This window comes from Pseudomonas sp. NPDC087346, assembly GCF_044744235.1.
GTDB lineage: Bacteria > Pseudomonadota > Gammaproteobacteria > Pseudomonadales > Pseudomonadaceae > Aquipseudomonas.
In genome coordinates this window covers 41,410-58,910 of sequence record NZ_JBIUXX010000030.1, presented here as the reverse complement: position 1 = coordinate 58,910, position 17,501 = coordinate 41,410, and the positions used below count along the sequence as shown (strand labels likewise).

General features: G+C 60.1%; 17 protein-coding genes. 10 read left to right on the top strand and 7 right to left on the bottom strand.

Translation table 11 applies throughout. The features are described 5' to 3' along the window. Positions 1-22: 22 nt before the first annotated feature. Positions 23-313, bottom strand: coding sequence for a c-type cytochrome (locus ACIOZM_RS18500; RefSeq protein ID WP_401216244.1), 291 nt, complete (start codon positions 311-313; stop codon positions 23-25). 191 nt (positions 314-504) lie between these two features. Between ACIOZM_RS18500 and yihA the strand changes: the two genes are divergently transcribed. Then, positions 505-1,149, top strand: a complete 645-nt coding sequence (yihA, locus tag ACIOZM_RS18495; RefSeq protein ID WP_401216243.1) for a ribosome biogenesis GTP-binding protein YihA/YsxC — start codon at positions 505-507, stop codon at positions 1,147-1,149. A gap of 411 nt (positions 1,150-1,560) precedes the next feature. Here yihA and polA read toward each other — a convergent pair whose 3' ends face one another. Continuing rightward, positions 1,561-4,365 carry a DNA polymerase I gene (polA, locus tag ACIOZM_RS18490; protein WP_401216242.1) on the bottom strand — a complete coding sequence of 935 codons (2,805 nt, stop codon included), beginning with the start codon at positions 4,363-4,365 and terminating at the stop codon, positions 1,561-1,563. Between the two features lie 74 nt (positions 4,366-4,439). Between polA and ACIOZM_RS18485 the strand changes: the two genes are divergently transcribed. Further along, on the top strand, positions 4,440-4,736 hold the full coding sequence (locus tag ACIOZM_RS18485) for a DUF2782 domain-containing protein (protein ID WP_401216241.1): 297 nt from the start codon (positions 4,440-4,442) through the stop codon (positions 4,734-4,736). Positions 4,737-4,797: 61 nt separating this feature from the next. Then, positions 4,798-5,751, top strand: coding sequence for a homoserine kinase (locus ACIOZM_RS18480; RefSeq protein WP_401216240.1), 954 nt, complete (start codon positions 4,798-4,800; stop codon positions 5,749-5,751). Positions 5,752-5,840: 89 nt separating this feature from the next. Here the strand turns inward: ACIOZM_RS18480 and ACIOZM_RS18475 are convergent, their stop codons facing one another. Beyond that, on the bottom strand, positions 5,841-6,761 hold the full coding sequence (locus tag ACIOZM_RS18475) for a zinc ABC transporter substrate-binding protein (RefSeq protein WP_401216239.1): 921 nt from the start codon (positions 6,759-6,761) through the stop codon (positions 5,841-5,843). 66 nt (positions 6,762-6,827) lie between these two features. Between ACIOZM_RS18475 and ACIOZM_RS18470 the strand changes: the two genes are divergently transcribed. Genes ACIOZM_RS18470 through ACIOZM_RS18455 form a run of 4 tightly spaced genes read left to right on the top strand, consistent with a single transcriptional unit; the run spans position 6,828 to position 9,627 of the window. Further along, positions 6,828-7,310, top strand: coding sequence for a Fur family transcriptional regulator (locus ACIOZM_RS18470; protein ID WP_401216238.1), 483 nt, complete (start codon positions 6,828-6,830; stop codon positions 7,308-7,310). Beyond that, entirely contained in the window at positions 7,310-8,095 is a 786-nt protein-coding gene (gene znuC, locus ACIOZM_RS18465) for a zinc ABC transporter ATP-binding protein ZnuC (protein ID WP_401216237.1), read from the top strand. The genes ACIOZM_RS18470 and znuC overlap by 1 nt, the downstream gene beginning before the upstream one ends. Beyond that, complete coding sequence (gene znuB, locus ACIOZM_RS18460; RefSeq protein ID WP_150595857.1) at positions 8,088-8,876, top strand: zinc ABC transporter permease subunit ZnuB; 789 nt, start codon at positions 8,088-8,090, stop codon at positions 8,874-8,876. Before znuC ends, znuB begins: the two co-directional genes overlap by 8 nt. Before the next feature lie 37 nt (positions 8,877-8,913). Beyond that, complete coding sequence (locus ACIOZM_RS18455; protein ID WP_401216236.1) at positions 8,914-9,627, top strand: PA5502 family lipoprotein; 714 nt, start codon at positions 8,914-8,916, stop codon at positions 9,625-9,627. A gap of 95 nt (positions 9,628-9,722) precedes the next feature. On the opposite strand, the gene katE is transcribed toward ACIOZM_RS18455, so the two are convergent. Next, positions 9,723-11,861 carry a catalase HPII gene (katE, locus tag ACIOZM_RS18450; RefSeq protein ID WP_401216235.1) on the bottom strand — a complete coding sequence of 713 codons (2,139 nt, stop codon included), beginning with the start codon at positions 11,859-11,861 and terminating at the stop codon, positions 9,723-9,725. A 261-nt stretch (positions 11,862-12,122) separates the two neighbouring features. Here katE and ACIOZM_RS18445 point away from each other — a divergent pair, with 261 nt between their 5' ends. The 3 genes from ACIOZM_RS18445 to ACIOZM_RS18435 all read left to right on the top strand — a co-directional run bounded on the left by ACIOZM_RS18445 (position 12,123) and on the right by ACIOZM_RS18435 (position 14,654). Then, positions 12,123-13,130: a methionine ABC transporter ATP-binding protein gene (locus ACIOZM_RS18445; protein ID WP_401216234.1), complete on the top strand. Its 1,008-nt coding sequence runs from the start codon at positions 12,123-12,125 to the stop codon at positions 13,128-13,130. Then, positions 13,130-13,804: a methionine ABC transporter permease gene (locus ACIOZM_RS18440; protein ID WP_401216233.1), complete on the top strand. Its 675-nt coding sequence runs from the start codon at positions 13,130-13,132 to the stop codon at positions 13,802-13,804. Before ACIOZM_RS18445 ends, ACIOZM_RS18440 begins: the two co-directional genes overlap by 1 nt. 76 nt (positions 13,805-13,880) lie before the next feature. Next, entirely contained in the window at positions 13,881-14,654 is a 774-nt protein-coding gene (locus ACIOZM_RS18435) for a MetQ/NlpA family ABC transporter substrate-binding protein (RefSeq protein ID WP_401216232.1), read from the top strand. 240 nt (positions 14,655-14,894) lie between these two features. Here the strand turns inward: ACIOZM_RS18435 and ACIOZM_RS18430 are convergent, their stop codons facing one another. From ACIOZM_RS18430 to ACIOZM_RS18420, 3 genes are read right to left on the bottom strand one after another with little or no spacing between them, the layout of a single operon-like run. Next, complete coding sequence (locus tag ACIOZM_RS18430) at positions 14,895-15,530, bottom strand: SCO family protein (RefSeq protein ID WP_401216231.1); 636 nt, start codon at positions 15,528-15,530, stop codon at positions 14,895-14,897. Continuing rightward, on the bottom strand, positions 15,527-16,426 hold the full coding sequence (cyoE, locus tag ACIOZM_RS18425) for a heme o synthase (protein ID WP_401216230.1): 900 nt from the start codon (positions 16,424-16,426) through the stop codon (positions 15,527-15,529). The genes ACIOZM_RS18430 and cyoE overlap by 4 nt, the downstream gene beginning before the upstream one ends. Beyond that, positions 16,414-17,493 carry a heme A synthase gene (locus ACIOZM_RS18420; protein WP_401216229.1) on the bottom strand — a complete coding sequence of 360 codons (1,080 nt, stop codon included), beginning with the start codon at positions 17,491-17,493 and terminating at the stop codon, positions 16,414-16,416. The genes cyoE and ACIOZM_RS18420 overlap by 13 nt, the downstream gene beginning before the upstream one ends. Positions 17,494-17,501 lie beyond the last annotated feature (8 nt).

Below are 17,501 nucleotides of genomic sequence, written 5' to 3'. Positions count from 1 at the left end.
GGTTAAGAGTTATGGACCGGGCTTACTCGCTCATCCAAAGGATGATGGCTTGGTAATCCTCGGCACTGCAGTCCATGCACAAACCACGCGGCGGCATCGCCTTGAAACCCTGGGTCACGTGTTGCACCAGCGTCTCCATACCTTTCGCCAACCTCGGCGTCCAGGCTTCCTGATCGCCTCTTTCGGGCGCCGTAGGGAGCTGGCCGGAATGACAGGCACCACAAACACGGTTGTACACGGCTTCCGGTTCTTGTGTAGCCTGCACGCCATAAAGTGGCATCAAGAGTCCGGCAGCCAGCAGCCATTTCGTCATAAAACGACCTTTTCAGGGTTGAGAGCGTTCTGCGTTCTAGTGCGCAATGAAGGTCTGTCGCTCTCGTGTACTTCATCCTTCGCTGGGACAAAGCACACACAAAATCTGCGGCATTATATACTGGCGTCACTGAAACGGAAGCGACACCGCGTTCCGCGCCCAATCCCGGCGCCGCCCACATCGGAAATCCCATGCAACTCAAGAATCCCATCCTCGGCCTGTGCCAACAGTCCACATTCATGCTCAGTGCCGCCAAAGTCGATCAATGCCCTGACGACGAAGGCTTCGAAGTGGCGTTCGCCGGTCGCTCCAACGCCGGTAAATCCAGCGCACTGAACACCCTGACTCACGCCAGCCTGGCGCGCACCTCGAAAACTCCGGGTCGCACACAGCTGTTGAACTTCTTCAAGCTAGACGATGAACGGCGTCTGGTCGACCTGCCGGGCTACGGTTATGCAAAAGTACCGATCCCGCTGAAGATGCACTGGCAGCGTCACCTTGAGGCTTACCTCGGTGGCCGCGAGAGTTTGAAGGGTTTGATTCTGATGATGGACATCCGTCATCCAATGACCGACTTCGACCTGCTGATGCTTGATTGGGCTGTTGCAGCCGGCATGCCGATGCACATCCTGCTGACCAAAGCGGACAAGCTGACTTACGGCGCAGCCAAGAACACGCTGCTGAAAGTGCAGTCGGAAATCCGCAAGGGTTGGGGTGATCACGTCACCATCCAGTTGTTCTCGGCGCCGAAACGCATGGGCCTGGAAGACGCCTACACTGTGTTGGCGGACTGGATGGAATTGGCTGACAAGGGCACCGAGGCGGCAGCCGAGTAAATCGGGATATGGAAATTTGTTTGTAGTGTGTTCAGGCAAGGCGAAAGCGCAGTGAAAAGCGGAGTTTAGGGAACCTAAATGAGCATTTGAGCTGTGCTTTCAACGCAGCATGAACGCGCTACAGACAAATTTTGGGCAAAAAAAGCCCCGGATTTCATTGGGGAGGGAGAAATTCCGGGGTTCAAGTTCCGAACCGCTAGGGCGGGGTTCAGATATCTGCCAACACTTAACACAACATAGGAGCATCGAAGGGCTTCACCAGCCATTCAGTAACTCTGAGTAGTGGGTTGTCAGATTAGTTCAGAATTTTTTCAAAAAGCTTTGGAATAACCTCAAGAGCGTTTCAATCTAAGGTCGTTTCAAAGGGTTTGCCGCGACACCGTGTCGCGGCAAAATCCCGTGCCAGACGCCTTAGTGCGCCTCATCCCAGTTGTTGCCGACGCCGACTTCCACCAGCAACGGCACATCCAGTTGCGCCGCTTCGCTCATGTGCTGGCGAATTTCTTTGCTCACCTGCTCGACCAGGTCTTCGCGAACTTCCAGTACCAATTCATCGTGCACCTGCAGGATGACTTTGGCGTCCAGCCCGGACGTGCTCAGCCAGTTATCCACAGCCACCATGGCTTTCTTGATGATGTCCGCAGCGGTGCCCTGCATCGGCGCGTTGATCGCGGTGCGTTCGGCGGCGGCGCGTTCCTGCGGCTTGTTGGAATTGATTTCCGGCAGATACAGGCGACGACCGAAGAAGGTTTCCACGTAGCCCTGATCCGCTGCCTGAGCGCGGGTGCGGTCCATGTACTCACGAACACCCGGGTAACGGGCGAAGTAGGTATCGATGTAGGCCTTGGCGGTCTTGGTATCGACGCCGATGTCCTTGCCGAGTTTCTGCGCGCCCATGCCGTAGATCAGGCCGAAGTTGATCGCCTTGGCGCCGCGGCGCTGGTCGGAGGTCACTTCGTTGAGCTCGACCTTGAACACTTCGGCTGCGGTGGCGGTGTGCACGTCCAGATTGTTGCGGAAGGCATTCATCAGGCCTTCGTCCTTGGACAGGTGCGCCATGATCCGCAGTTCAATCTGCGAATAGTCCGCCGCCAGCAGTTTGTAGCCTTTCGGCGCGACGAACGCCTGACGAATGCGGCGACCCTCGGCGGTGCGCACCGGGATGTTCTGCAGGTTTGGATCGCTGGAAGACAAGCGCCCGGTCGAAGCCACCGCCTGATGGTACGAGGTGTGGATGCGCCCGGTGCGCGGATTGATCTGCTCCGGCAAACGGTCGGTGTAGGTGCTTTTCAGCTTGCTCATGGAGCGGTGCTCCATAAGCACTTTCGGCAAGCGGTGATCGTCTTCGGCGAGTTTCGCCAGCACTTCTTCGGCAGTCGACGGCTGGCCCTTGGCGGTCTTTTTCAGCACCGGCAGACCAAGTTTTTCGTAGAGGATCACGCCGAGCTGCTTCGGTGAGCCGAGGTTGAACTCTTCCCCGGCGATTTCGAACGCTTCGCGCTCCAGTGCGACCATTTTCTCGCCCAGTTCAATGCTCTGCACGCCGAGCAATGCGGCATCGACGAACGCGCCCTGACGCTCGATGCGTGCCAGCACCGGCACCAGCGGGATCTCGATGTCGGTCAGCACGCTGGCCAAGGTCGGGATTTCGCTGAGTTTCGCGAACAGGGTCTGATGCAGACGCAGGGTAATGTCGGCATCTTCGGCGGCATACGGACCGGCCTGCTCCAGAGCGATCTGGTCGAAGGTCAGCTGTTTGGCGCCTTTGCCGGCGATGTCCTGGAAGCTCACGGTGGTGTGATCCAGGTACTTCTGCGCGAGGCTGTCCATGTCATGCCGAGTTGCGGTGGAATTGAGCACGTAGGACTCAAGCATGGTGTCGAAGGCGACGCCGCGCACGGTGATGCCATTGCTCTGATCACCACCGATGGCGCAGTTGGCCAGAATGTTCATGTCGAACTTGGCGTGCTGACCGACCTTGAGCTTGCTCGGGTCTTCCATAATCGGCTTGAGCGCGCGCAGCACGGTGTCGCGATCCAGTTGCTCCGGCACGCCGATGTAGGAGTGGGTCAACGGGATGTAGGCGGCTTCGTTGGCCTGTACGGCGAACGACAGGCCGACCAGTTGCGCCTGTTGCGCGTCGATCCCGGTGGTTTCGGTGTCGAAAGCGAACAACTTGGCGTTGTTGAGTTTCTCCAGCCAGACGTCGAAGCGTGCCTGATCGAGGATGGTTTCGTAAGCGGCTTCAGCGGGGGCGGCAGGAGCTTCGGCTTCAGGTGCGCTGAACAGATCGGCGGCTGGCGCGGGCGCGGCGGCGCTGCTCAGTTCCAGACGTTTGGCGTCGCGATCCAGATCGTTGATCCAGCTTTTGAATTCGAGCAGGGTGTAGAGCTCGTAAAGCTTGGCCGGGTCTTCCGCACCCATCTGCAAGTCGTCGAGTTCGACGTCCAGCGGCACGTCGATCTTGATCGTCGCCAACTGATAGGAGAGGAACGCCATCTCCTTGTGTTCTTCAAGCTTCGCCGGCAGGTTCTTGGCGCCGCGAATTGGCAGGGTCGGGACGATGTCGAGCTGCTCGTAAAGCTCCTTCAGGCCGCCGTTGACGCCCACCAGCAGGCCGGAAGCAGTCTTCGGGCCGATTCCCGGAACGCCCGGAATGTTGTCGGAAGAGTCGCCCATGAGGGCCAGATAATCGATGATCTGCTCCGGTGCGACGCCGAATTTCTCCTTCACGCCTTCCACGTCCATCGAACTACCGGACATGGTGTTGACCAAGGTAATGTGGCCATCGACCAGTTGCGCCATGTCCTTGTCGCCGGTGGAGATGATTACCGGACGGTCAGCGGCGGCACTACTGCGCGCCAGGGTGCCGATCACGTCATCGGCCTCGACGCCTTCGACGCACAGCAGCGGGAAGCCGAGGGCGATCACGCTCTGGTGCAGAGGCTCGATCTGCACGCGCATGTCGTCGGGCATGCTTGGGCGGTTGGCTTTGTATTCGGCGTACATCTCATCGCGAAACGTCCCGCCCTTGGCGTCGAACACCACGGCGAACGGGCTGTCCGGGTACTGCTTGCGCAGACTCTTGAGCATGTTCAGCACGCCTTTGACCGCACCGGTCGGCAGGCCTTTGGAAGTGGTCAGTGGTGGCAGTGCATGAAAGGCGCGGTACAGGTAAGACGAACCGTCCACCAGGACGAGGGGGGCTTGGCTCATGAGCAGGATCAACCTTTTCGGCGGGTCCGGCGCTAGAATAGCGGGACCGTTGACGACAAAGGGACAAGGTTATCATGCGTACGTTAAATCGCTTGCTGCTGGTCAGTTTGATTGCAGTCTCACCATTGGCCGCGTTCGCTGCCGACGGTGCGCCGTCATCAGAGCCGGAAGTTACCATTAACACGCACACGGAAGGCGACAAGGTCATTCAGGAATACAGCCGCAGTGGCTTCGTGTATGCGATCAAGGTCACACCGAAGGGCGGCAAACCGTATTTCCTGGTGCGCGCTGATGGTACGGATGCGAACTACATCCGCTCCGACCAGCCGGATATGTTGATTCCGTCGTGGGAAATTTTTACCTGGAAGTAAGTTTCCCGACTTTTAATCGGCGCCGCGCGCAAGCGGCGCCCGAACTGAGCAGTTTTTAACCATGTCTGTGTTCACTCCCCTGGCTCGGCCCGAGCTGGAAACCTTTCTCGCCCCATACGGGCTTGGCCGTCTGCTTGATTTCCAGGGGATTGCCGCTGGCAGCGAAAACACCAATTTCTTTATCAGCCTGGAGCAGGGCGAGTTTGTTCTGACCTTGGTCGAGCGCGGGCCAGTGCAGGAGATGCCGTTCTTCATCGAGCTGCTCGATGTACTGCACGAAGCCGATCTGCCAGTACCTTACGCGCTGCGCACCACCGACGGCGTGGCTCTGCGTGAACTGAAAGGCAAACCGGCGCTGCTGCAACCGAAACTCGCCGGCAAACACATCAAGCAGGCCAACGCGCAGCATTGCGCGCAAGTCGGTGAGTTGCAGGCGCACCTGCACCTGGCGACCCAGGGCGAGAACATGATCAAGCGCAAGACCGATCGTGGTCTGGACTGGATGCTGGAAGAGGGCACGCAGTTGCTCTCGCACCTGGCGGATCAGCCGCGTGCCTTGCTGCAAAAGGCTTTGGACGAAATCACCGAGAAGAAAGACAAGATCCTCGCGCTGCCACGGGCGAACATCCATGCTGACCTGTTCCGCGACAATGCGATGTTCGAAGGCACGCACCTGACCGGGCTGATCGACTTCTACAACGCCTGCTCGGGGCCGATGCTCTACGACGTGGCGATTGCCTTGAACGATTGGTGCTCGGACGATGACGGCCTGATCGACGGGCCACGCGCCCGGGCATTCCTCGGCGCTTATGCGGCGTTGCGGCCGTTCACTGCGGCGGAGGCTGAGTTGTGGCCGACGATGCTGCGCGTGGCGTGTGTGCGGTTCTGGTTGTCGCGATTGATTGCAGCCGAATCGTTTGCCGGGCAGGACGTGTTGATTCACGATCCGATGGAGTTCGAGCAGCGGTTGGCGCAGCGGCAGACGGTTCATACGCCTTTGCCTTTCGCTCTTTAGAAGCATCGCGAGCAGGCTCACTCCTACAAGGGATCACCTAACCCCTGTAGGAGTGAGCCTGCTCGCGATTGAGGCGAAGCCGAATTGCCTTAAAGCGATTCCAGGCACCCGGCCAGATCATTACCCAACTTTTCCAATACCTGCTCATAGCCCTGAGCCGTCGCCGGGGTGTAACCGCCCAGCGCATCCAGCTCGGCGAGTTTCACCGGCAGCCCGGACACCAGCGTTTCCGCCAGGCGCGGACGCAGTGGTGGTTCGCTGAATACACACGTCTTGCCGACTTCCTGCAAACGCTTGCGCATTGCAGCGACGTGCTGCGCACCCGGCTGCACTTCGGCCGCCACGCTGAACACGCCGGTATGTTTCAGGCCGTAAGCGTCTTCGAAGTAATCAAACGCCTCGTGAAACACGAAGTAGGGTTTGCCCTCAACGCCCGCCAGACGCTTCTTCAAGCGCAGATCCAGTGCATCCAGACGCTCATCGAACGCTTTGGCGTTGCTTTGATAGCGCTCGGCATTCGCTGGGTCGGCCGCGCTCAGGTCAGCAGCCATTTTGTCGGCAATAACCCGCGCGTTGACCGGCGATAGCCACAAATGCGCATCAAGTGTGCCCGGGCGGTGATCGTGATCATGCTCGTCGGCGTCTTCTGCGTGGGACTGGCTGTCTTCAGCGAAATGGCGCAGCTTCATGCCCGGCAGATCCTGCACCGCGACGCTCGGCAGCGTACGACCGTTCAGCACGCGCGGCAGGAAGCCTTCCATGTCCGGACCGATCCAGTACAGCAAATCGACCGATTGCACCTTGCGCACGTCGGAGGGGCGCAGCGCGTAGTTATGCGGTGATGCTCCCGGCGGCAGCAGCACCTCGGGAATTGCCACGCCGTCCTGCACGGCCGCGGCAATCAACTGCAACGGTTTGATGCTGGTGAGGACTTTGACCTCGGCCTGAGCCGAACCGATCAGCAGAAAACTGGCGACAAAAGCCACAGAAACAGAAAAAAGTCGGGACACGATGAGCACTCAAGGAGGCGAGAACGGGTAACATAATAACGTCTCTATCAAAACTCGTCGCCGCCCATGCCTAATACACCGATTGCCAGCCGTCCCCACGACCACTCTCATTGCGTGCACAGCGCTCTGTCCGAGGCCGATGTCCTGTGTGCCCAGAAAGGCCTGCGCCTGACTGCGTTGCGCCGTCGGGTGCTGGAACTGGTGTGGCAAAGCCATAAGCCGCTGGGCGCCTACGACATTCTGGCGGTGCTCAGCGAGCAAGACGGCCGCCGCGCCGCACCACCGACCGTGTACCGCGCGCTGGATTTCCTGCTGGAAAACGGCCTCGTGCATCGGATTTCCTCGCTCAACGCCTTCGTCGGCTGCAATCACCCGGAACACGCGCATCAGGGCCAGTTCCTGATCTGCCGCGAATGCCATGCCGCCATCGAGCTTGAGCAAAAGAACATCAGCGACGCGATCGTCTTCAGCGCCCGCGACGTCGGTTTCATTGTCGAAGCGCAGACCGTCGAAGTGGTCGGCCTGTGCTCCGGTTGCCAGGGGGCTTGATGAGCAACGCGCTGATCCGACTGGAGCAGGTCGCCGTCACGTTCGCCGGGCAGAAGGTGCTGGACAACATCGACCTGAGCGTCGAGCCGGGGCAGATCGTCACCCTGATCGGCCCCAACGGCGCGGGCAAGACCACGCTGGTACGCGCGGTGCTCGGCCTGTTGAAACCGGACAGCGGCAGCGTCTGGCGCAAGCCGAAGCTGCGCGTCGGCTACATGCCGCAAAAACTCCATGTCGATCCGACCTTGCCGCTGTCGGTGCTGCGCTTCCTGCGTCTGGTGCCGGGTGTCGACCGTCCTCGTGCACTGGCTGCACTGAAGGAAGTCGGCGCCGAGCACGTCATCGACAGCCCGGTGCAAAGCGTTTCCGGCGGCGAGATGCAGCGCGTGCTGCTGGCCCGCGCTCTGCTGCGCGAGCCGGAACTGCTGGTGCTCGACGAGCCCGTGCAAGGCGTCGATGTCGCCGGGCAGGCCGAGCTCTACAGCCTGATCACCCGTTTGCGTGACCGCCATGGTTGCGGCGTATTGATGGTGTCCCACGATCTGCATCTGGTGATGAGCACTACCGATCAAGTGGTGTGCCTCAACCGCCACGTCTGCTGCTCCGGGCATCCCGAGCAGGTCAGCGGCGATCCGGCATTCGTCGAGTTGTTCGGCAAGAACGCGCAGAGTCTGGCGATTTATCACCACCACCATGACCACGCCCACGATCTGCACGGGTCGGTGGTCAAGGCGCCCGTTGCGGGCCAACCCCACGTTCATGGAGATAGCTGCAAGCATGGCTGATTTTCTGTTGTATGCCCTGCTTGCAGGTCTGGCGCTGGCGATAGTCGCGGGGCCGTTGGGCTCGTTCGTGGTCTGGCGGCGCATGGCGTATTTCGGCGACACCCTGTCCCACGCCGCATTGCTCGGCGTAGCGCTGGGCTTTCTGCTGGATGTAAGCCCGACCGTTGCGGTGACCGTCGGCTGCCTGCTGCTAGCGGTGTTGCTGGTGACGCTGCAACAGCGCCAGCCACTGGCTTCCGACACTCTTTTGGGGATTCTCGCGCCAAGTACCCTCTCTCTCGGGCTGGTGGTACTAAGCTTCATGCATGAAGTACGGATCGACCTGATGGCCTATCTGTTCGGCGACTTGCTGGCGATCAGTCCGACCGATCTGGCGTGGATTCTCGGCGGCAGCGCGGCGGTGCTGGTATTGCTGGTGACGCTGTGGCGGCCGCTGCTGGCGATCACCGTGCATGAAGAGTTGGCCAGAGTCGAAGGCCTGCCGGTGGCCGGTCTGCGCATGGCGCTGATGTTGCTGATTGCGGTGGTGATCGCGGTGGCGATGAAAATCGTCGGGGTTTTGCTGATTACTTCGCTGTTGATCATCCCGGCGGCTGCGGCACAACGTCACGCCCGTTCGCCGGAGCAGATGGCACTGGGCGCGAGCCTGCTGGGCATGCTCGCGGTGTGTGGTGGCTTGGCGCTGTCGTGGTTCAAGGACACCCCGGCCGGGCCGTCAATCGTTGTGACGGCAGCCGCACTGTTTCTCCTGAGTTTTGTTCTGCCCCGTCGAGGGGTGTAGACTTGCTCGTTTTTTGCGCAAATAGAGAGTCGCAGGAATGAAGCCGTTCGCCTCCCGTTATCTGCTCCTTGTCGCATTTTCAGTGCTGCTGGGCGCCTGCCAAAGCACGCCGCCGGTGGTTGAAACCCCCGACGCCCGCGCTACGGCCATCGCGCAGCTGGAGCAAAGTCTGGCCAGCAGCGAACTGGCCACCGCCGAAGATCAATTGGCGGCATTGCAGACCGAAACACCTAACGATCAGTCCCTTGAGCAATACCAGCGGCAACTCGCCGAAGCCTATCTGCGCCGCAGCCAGATCGTGTTGCAGAAGGGTGATGTGAATGCTGCCGCTACCGCGCTGAGCCGTGCCCGCGCCCTGATGCCCAAGGCTCCGGCGCTGACCGGTGGCGTCAACGGCGCAATCTCCGAAGCGCGCAAGGCTGAACTTGAGAAGGCCGAAGCGGCGTTACTTGCGGCGGAAGCCAAGCCTAAAGCCAAGGTGATCGACCCGACTGCCGAGAGCACCACCGTTGCGCTGAATATCACCGATAGTCGTAAATTACGTCGACAACTGGATGCGATCGCCGCCGATGTGGTGAATTACGATTGTGCCGTGAGCATTCAGGCGCCGCGTACCAATGATTATCCTTGGCTGGCGACTTTGCTGACCAAGCGGGTGAAAAAGCTGAATCCGGATTTCGATCTGAAAATCGAAAGGCAGATTCTGCGCACAGTGCCGGCGCAGATGGTTCTTATCCCGGCTAAACCCTAAAAAGCATCGAGAGCAGGCTCACTCCTACAGGTACAGCGTGATCTCTGTAGGAGTGAGCCTGCTCGCGATAGCGTCTTCTCAGTCAGAGCAGATCCTTAAGCCGGAATTGCCTTGGCCTTCGGCTCCCGATCCCAAACCCGATGCTGCCCAATCGCGGCAATAAACGCCTTGGCCAACTTCGCGTCGGCACCCACGATCAACCCGGCATCCGCCTCAAGCTTCAACACATCGAGCAACTGCTTCGCTTCTCCCTGCAAGGCAATCGCCTTCAAGTGCTTGTACGCCTCAAGCAGGTAGTGCAACGCCACGCCATCGCCACTCAATGCCTTGATCGACGCCGCACCACCCGGCACAAACACCGCGTCGAACGCCACCGAAGGCAGGCCTTCCATCGATGCATCCACCGCCAGGCTCTTGCCGTCAGCGGTTTTCACTGGCGCCGAAGTCGGGCCGAGCAATTTCGCGTGCGCTCCTTCGGCCATGAGGGCCTTCTTCATCGCATCAATCGCCGCACCATCGACGCCGTTCGCCGCAAGAATGGCTACTTTTCGCGTCTTGATGTTTTCCGGCAACAGATTCGCCTGACTCAGTGCCGGTGAGTGATCCGGCGAAGTTTTGCGCACTTCGACCGTGCCTTTGGTCGGCACCGGCAAGCCCAGGTTCTGCGCCACGCGTTTGGCCAGTTCCAGGTCAATGTTGGCCAGGATCTCATTCACCTGACGAGCGCGGATGAACTCTCGCTCGACCTTGCCCAGCTCGAAGCTATAGGCCGAGATGATGTGTTCCTGCTCGTGCTTGCTCATGCTGTGGAAAAACAGTCGCGCCTGAGAGAAGTGATCGCTGAACGACTCGCTGCGTTGACGGATCTTGTTGGCGTCGATGCGTTCCGGATAGCTCTCGAAACCGCCGTCCTGTGCCGCTGGCGGGGTTTCCTTCGGCCAGCCACCGTCAATCGAGTTCGGCTCGTAAGACGCACGGCCCTTGTCGATCACCGTTCGGTGCTGAGCATCGCGCTGGCCGTTGTGAAATGGCGCTACAGGGCGATTGATCGGCAGCTCATGAAAGTTCGGCCCGCCGAGTCGGCTGATTTGCGTATCGGTGTAGGAAAACAGCCGACCTTGCAGCAGCGGGTCATTGGAGAAGTCGATGCCCGGCACGATGTGGCCAGGGCAGAACGCAACCTGCTCGGTCTCGGCAAAGAAATTGTCCGGGTTACGGTTGAGGGTCATTTTGCCCAACGGGGTGATCGGCACGATTTCTTCAGGGATCAGCTTGGTCGGGTCGAGGATGTCGAAATCGAAGTCGTGCTCGTTTTCCTCCTCGATGATCTGTACGCCGAGTTCCCATTCCGGGTAATCGCCCATCTCGATGGCTTCCCAGAGATCGCGGCGGTGGTAATCGGTGTCTTTACCGGCAAGCTTCTGCGCCTCGTCCCACACCAGCGAGCAGGTGCCTGCGGTCGGGCGCCAGTGGAATTTGACGAAGCGCGATTTGCCCTCGGCGTTGATCAGCCGGAAGGTGTGAATCCCGAAGCCCTGCATGCTGCGCAGGCTTTTCGGGATCGCCCGGTCGGACATTGCCCAGATCACCATGTGCGCCGATTCCGGCACCAGCGAAACGAAATCCCAGAAAGTGTCGTGGGCCGAGCCGCCAGTAGGAATCTCGTTATGTGGTTCGGGTTTTACCGCGTGGACGAAGTCGGGAAACTTGATCGCGTCCTGAATGAAAAACACCGGCATGTTGTTGCCGACCAGATCGAAGTTGCCCTCGTCGGTAAAGAACTTCACGGCGAAACCACGCACGTCACGCACGGTGTCCCCGGAACCGCGTGGCCCCTGCACCGTGGAAAAGCGCACGAACACCGGGGTCTTTTTCCCCGGGTCCTGCAGGAAACCGGCTTTGGTCAGCGCCGCGTGATTCTCGTAGCTCTGGAAGAAGCCGTGGGCGCCGGTGCCGCGAGCGTGGACGATGCGCTCCGGAATCCGCTCATGGTCAAAGTGCGTGATTTTCTCACGCATGATGAAGTCTTCCAGCAGCGAAGGCCCGCGGGCGCCGGCCTTGAGGGTGTTCTGGTTATCGGCGACCTTCACACCTTGATTGGTGCGCAGGGCCTGGCCGGTGGCGTCGGAGCGAAACTTCTCCAGACTGTCGAGTTTGGCATTGCTGTTGGCGCGATCCGGGGTGTCGGTTCCGGCCATCTGGCTCTTGTCGGTGACGGGTTTCTTGGTACTCATCAGACGTAAACTCCTCGTTTGACCCCTTTACCTTCCGGGGCTCCTGGGCATTTCCCGGGCACGGCACCCAGGGTTTTCAAGTCGCTTACTTAGTGACTGATGAGGCTTTTGGGCGTTCCTTTTTTATGACCTTTGATCTTGTTATTGCCAAATCGAAGGTTAATTGCGAAATAAATGCTAAGAACCTCTATACGGACAGGCTAAAATGCGCGCCCGGCTAACCGCTGATCCTTTTCTAACGCGCCCCACAAGGTTCGCTACGTGATCGAGTTTCAAAACGTCCACAAGACTTACCGCGTCGCCGGTAAGGACATCCCCGCTCTGCACCCGACCAGTCTCTCGATTGAGAACGGTCAGGTCTTCGGCCTCATCGGCCATTCCGGTGCGGGAAAAAGTACCCTGCTGCGTCTGATCAATCGCCTGGAGCAGTCCTCTGGCGGCAAGATCATCGTCGATGGCGAAGAAGTCACCGCGCTGGACGCCAACGGCCTGCGCCGTTTCCGTCAGCAGGTCGGGATGATCTTCCAGCACTTCAACCTGCTGGCCTCGAAGACCGTTGCCGACAACGTCGCGTTGCCGCTGACTCTGGCTGGCGAGCTGTCGAGCAGCGAGATCAATCAGCGCGTGGCCGAGTTGCTGGCCCGCGTGGGTCTGGCCGACCACGCGAAGAAATACCCGGCGCAATTGTCCGGTGGCCAGAAGCAGCGCGTCGGCATCGCCCGCGCCTTGGCGACCAAGCCGAAAATCCTGCTGTGCGACGAGGCCACCAGCGCTCTCGACCCGCAAACCACGGCATCGGTCTTGCAACTGCTGGCCGAGATCAATCGCGAATTGAAACTGACCATCGTCCTGATCACCCACGAGATGGACGTGATTCGTCGCGTTTGCGATCAAGTGGCGGTGATGGATGCCGGCGTGATCGTCGAGCAAGGTCCGGTGGCCGATGTGTTCCTGCATCCAAAACACCCGACCACCAAGCGTTTCGTGCAGGAAAGCGAGCAGGTCGACGAAGGCGAACAGCGTGATGACTTCGCCCACGTCCCAGGCCGCATCGTGCGTCTGACCTTCCAGGGCGAAGCGACCTACGCGCCGCTGCTCGGCACTGTCGCCCGGGAAACCGGCGTCGACTACAGCATCCTTGCCGGTCGCATCGACCGCATCAAAGACGTTCCTTATGGGCAATTGACCCTCGCCGTCACCGGTGGCGACATGGAGGCGGCCTTCGCCCGCTTCACCGCCGCTGACGTTCACATGGAGGTATTGCGCTAATGGAAGACCTGATCAGTTTCTTCACCAATATCGACTGGTACGAAATCTGGCTGGCCACCGGCGACACCATGCTGATGCTCGGCGGTTCGTTGCTGTTCACCGTGTTGCTCGGCCTGCCGCTGGGCGTGTTGCTGTTTCTCTGCAGCCCGCGTCAGTTGCTGGAAAACCGTGGCCTGTACGCGGTCATGTCGCTGGCGGTGAACATTCTGCGTTCGTTGCCGTTCATCATTTTGTTGATCGTGATGATCCCGTTCACCGTGCTGATCACTGGCACGTCGCTGGGCGTGGCCGGTGCGATTCCACCACTGGTGGTCGGGGCTACGCCGTTCTTTGCGCGTCTGGTGGAAACCGCACTGCGTGAAGTCGATCGCGGCATCATCGAAGCGACCCAGTCGATGGGCGCGACCACGCGACAGATCATCGTCAACGCCTTGCTGCCGGAAGCCCGCCCGGGCATCTTCGCAGCGATTACGGTGACGGCGATTACACTGGTGTCCTACACGGCGATGGCCGGTGTGGTCGGCGCCGGTGGTCTGGGTGACCTGGCGATTCGTTTCGGTTACCAGCGTTTCCAGACCGACGTGATGATCGTGACCGTGGTGTTGCTGTTGATTCTGGTGCAGGTGTTGCAAATGGTCGGTGATCGACTGGTCGTGCACTTCTCGCGCAAGTAATCCGGATTTGTAAAAAGACATGAGCCGGCCATTCGCTGGCAGGCGCCAGACGGGCGCCTCAAAAGGAGTTAGCTGAATGAAAAAACTGATCGTTGCCCTGGCTGCAGTTGCAGCTTTTTCGGCCCACGCCGACGAAACCCTGACCGTTGCTGCCACTCCGGTGCCGCACGCGGAAATCCTCGAATTCGTGAAGCCGGCACTGGCTAAAGAAGGCGTGGATCTGAAGGTCAAGGTATTCACCGACTACATTCAGCCGAACGTACAGGTCGCTGAAAAGCGTCTGGACGCCAACTTCTTCCAGCATCAGCCGTACCTTGATGAGTTCAACAAGGCCAAGGGCACCAGTCTGGTGGCGGTGACCGGCGTGCATCTGGAACCATTGGGCGCGTATTCGAGCAAGTACAAGAAGCTCGATGAGCTGCCAGGCGGCGCCAATGTAGTGATTCCGAACGACGCCACCAACGGCGGTCGTGCGCTGTTGCTGCTGGCCAAGGCTGGCGTGATCACCCTGAAGGACCCGACCAACATCCTGTCGACTGTCAAAGACATCGCGCAGAACCCGAAAGACCTGAAAATCCGTGAACTGGAAGCCGCGACCATCCCGCGCGTGCTGACCCAGGTCGATCTGGCGCTGATCAACACCAACTACGCGCTGGAAGCCAAGCTCGATCCGTCCAAGGATGCGCTGGTCATCGAAGGCAATGACTCGCCGTACGTGAACATCCTCGTGTCCCGTGCGGACAACAAGGACAGCGACGCGATGCAGAAACTGGCTGCTGCCCTGCACAGCCCGGAAGTGAAGAAATTCATTCTCGAGAAGTACAAAGGCGCGGTACTGCCGGCGTTCTGATTGATTGCTGCAATGAAAAAGGGGACGCCATGGGCGTCCCCTTTTTTTGTACCCGAAACACCTCGGTAGGAGCGCGGTTTTGTGGTGAGGGGATTTATCCCCGTTGGGCTGCGAAGCAGCCCCAAAACCTGCAATCGGGATTTATCAGGTAGACCGCGTGCGCTGGGTTTACGACTGCTGCGCAGCCGAACGGGGATAAATCCCCTCGCCACGATGGGTTTTCCGGTGCTATCAGGGTGGTTACTTGCGGTTAAGCATCACCGGCAACTGCGCAATCAACTTGGCGTTATTCAACGGCGCCCGAATAAACCCGCGCTGCGTGCCGTCCGGCCCGATCACCGCCAGATTACCGCTGTGATCAACCGTGTAATTCGGCTTGCTGGTATCGGCCGGAATAAACGGAATGCTCACCGCGTTGGCGACTTTCTGCAGCTCTTCAATCGACTTCGGCGTCAGGCCGATGAATTGCGGATCGAAGTAACCCAGGTACTGCTTCAACTGCTTGGGGTTATCGCGGTTCGGGTCAACGCTGACCAGCACGATCTGCAACTTGTCCACAGCGTCCTTCGGCAGTTCACTCTTGATCTGCCGCAGTTGCGCGAGGGTGGTCGGGCAGATGTCCGGGCAGAAGGTGTAGCCGAAGAACAACAGACTCCACTTACCCTTCAACTCATTGATCGTGACCGGTTGGCCGTCCTGGTCGGTCATCGTCACGTCCGGCAGATTGCGGCTCTGCGGCAGCAGGATGATGCCGGCGTCGATCAGCGCGGTCGGGTCGCCCTGGCCCTTGCCGCTCAGCACTTTGTTGACGGTCAGGCCGAGGATCAGCGCGATCACGGCGACGAGGATGAAGACGGTTTTCTGGGTTCGAGTCATAGGTTCAACAGTAAGTAGTGGTCTACGAGCAGGGCGATGAACAGCAGGAACAAGTAGTAAATAGAGTACTTGAAGGTGTTGATCGCCGCGTGCGGCCGAGTGCCACGGTACAGCACCACGGCCCATTGCAGAAACCTTGCGCCCAGCGCGAGGGCACAAATCAGGTAGAGCACGCCGCTCATGTGGATCACATACGGCAGCAGACTCACCGCCAGCAGCGCGAAGGTGTACAGCAGAATATGCACCTTGGTGTAGTGCTCGCCGTGGGTCACCGGCAGCATCGGAATGTCGGCCTTGGCGTATTCCTCTTTGCGATGGATCGCCAGCGCCCAGAAGTGTGGCGGGGTCCAGGCGAAGATGATCAGCACCAGCAGCAACGGTTCGGCGCTGACGTGGCCGGTCGCAGCGGTCCAGCCGAGCAGCGGTGGCGCGGCGCCGGCGAGGCCACCGATGACGATGTTTTGCGGCGTCGCGCGTTTGAGGAAACCGGTGTAGACCACCGCGTAGCCGAGCAGCGAGGCCAGGGTCAGCCACGCGGTCAGTTGATTGGTGAAAGTCAGTAGCAACGCTTGGCCGAGCAGCGCCAGCACCAGTGCAAAGGTCAGCGCCGCAGCGGGCGACACCCGGCCCTCGGCCAGCGGTCGTTTGTGGGTGCGCGCCATCACCGCATCGATACGCCGGTCCACCACATGGTTGACTGCCGCCGCGCCGCCGGCGCACAGGGCAATCCCCAGATTGCCGAACACCAGCACCGTCCACGGCACCCCGGCGCGGGTCGCGAGAAACATCCCGACCAGCGAGGTGATCAGCATCAGCACCACGACTTTCGGTTTGGTCAGTTCCAGATAATCGCGCCACAGCGCCTGTGCGGGACGTTCGCCGGTCAGAATCGCCATGGCGTTTCTCCTTTTATTGTTATGGGCGCGGCGGAATGTTTACGCGGGCTCAGGCGCCAGCGGGTGAGCATCGGCTGTTTCACCCGCACCAGACTGGTCCGTGCGTGGTAATTGACCAGCACCATGGTCAGCAACAGCGCGGCGCCGCCCGCGTTATGCGCGACGGCCACCGGCAGCGGCAGATGGAACAGCACGTTGCTGATGCCCAGCGTGATCTGGGCGGCGAGGGCGATCAGCACCAGCCCGGCCAGTCGGGTCATGCCGACCACTTTCAGTTGCCAGGCCAGACCGAGCAGCACCAGCGTCACCAGCAGCGCGCCGATGCGGTGAGTCAGATGAATCGCCGTGCGTGCATCGCTGTCGAGTTGGCCGCCGAGGTAATTGGGGCCGATGTGTTGGGTCAGGTGAAAACCGTTGGCGAAGTCTGCCGCTGGCAGCCATTGGCCGTGGCAGGTCGGGAAGTCGATGCAGGCGACAGCCGCGTAGTTGGAACTGACCCAACCGCCCAAGGCGATCTGGCCGATCACCAGCAACAGGCCGGCAGTCGCCCAATATTGCAGACGTTTGGGCACGGTCAGCGCCGGCAGCACGCCGGACAATCTCAACGTCAGCAGAAACAGCAGACTCAAGGTCGCAAAACCACCGAGCAAATGCCCCGTCACCACTTGCGGCCAGAGCTTGAGCGTCACCGTCCACATGCCGAACGCCGCTTGCGCGAACACCACCGCCAGCAGAAACAGCGGCAGCTTCAACGGCTGCCCCGGATCGCGGCGATTGACCCACGCCCGCCCGGCCAACACGGCGATGAGCATGCCGAGGGTGCCGGCGAAGTAACGGTGGATCATCTCGTTCCAGCCTTTGTGCGCAACCACTGGCGAGTCGGGGTAATGCAGTTCGGCATGGGCCAGTTGGGCTTCGCTTTTCGGCACGCTGATAAACCCGTAGCACCCCGGCCAGTCTGGACAGCCGAGGCCGGCGTGGGTCAGGCGCGTATAGGCGCCGAGCAACACGACAATCAGTGCCAGCAGGGTGGCAAACAGCGCGAGGCGAAATCCAGGTTTGGCCATGACGATGC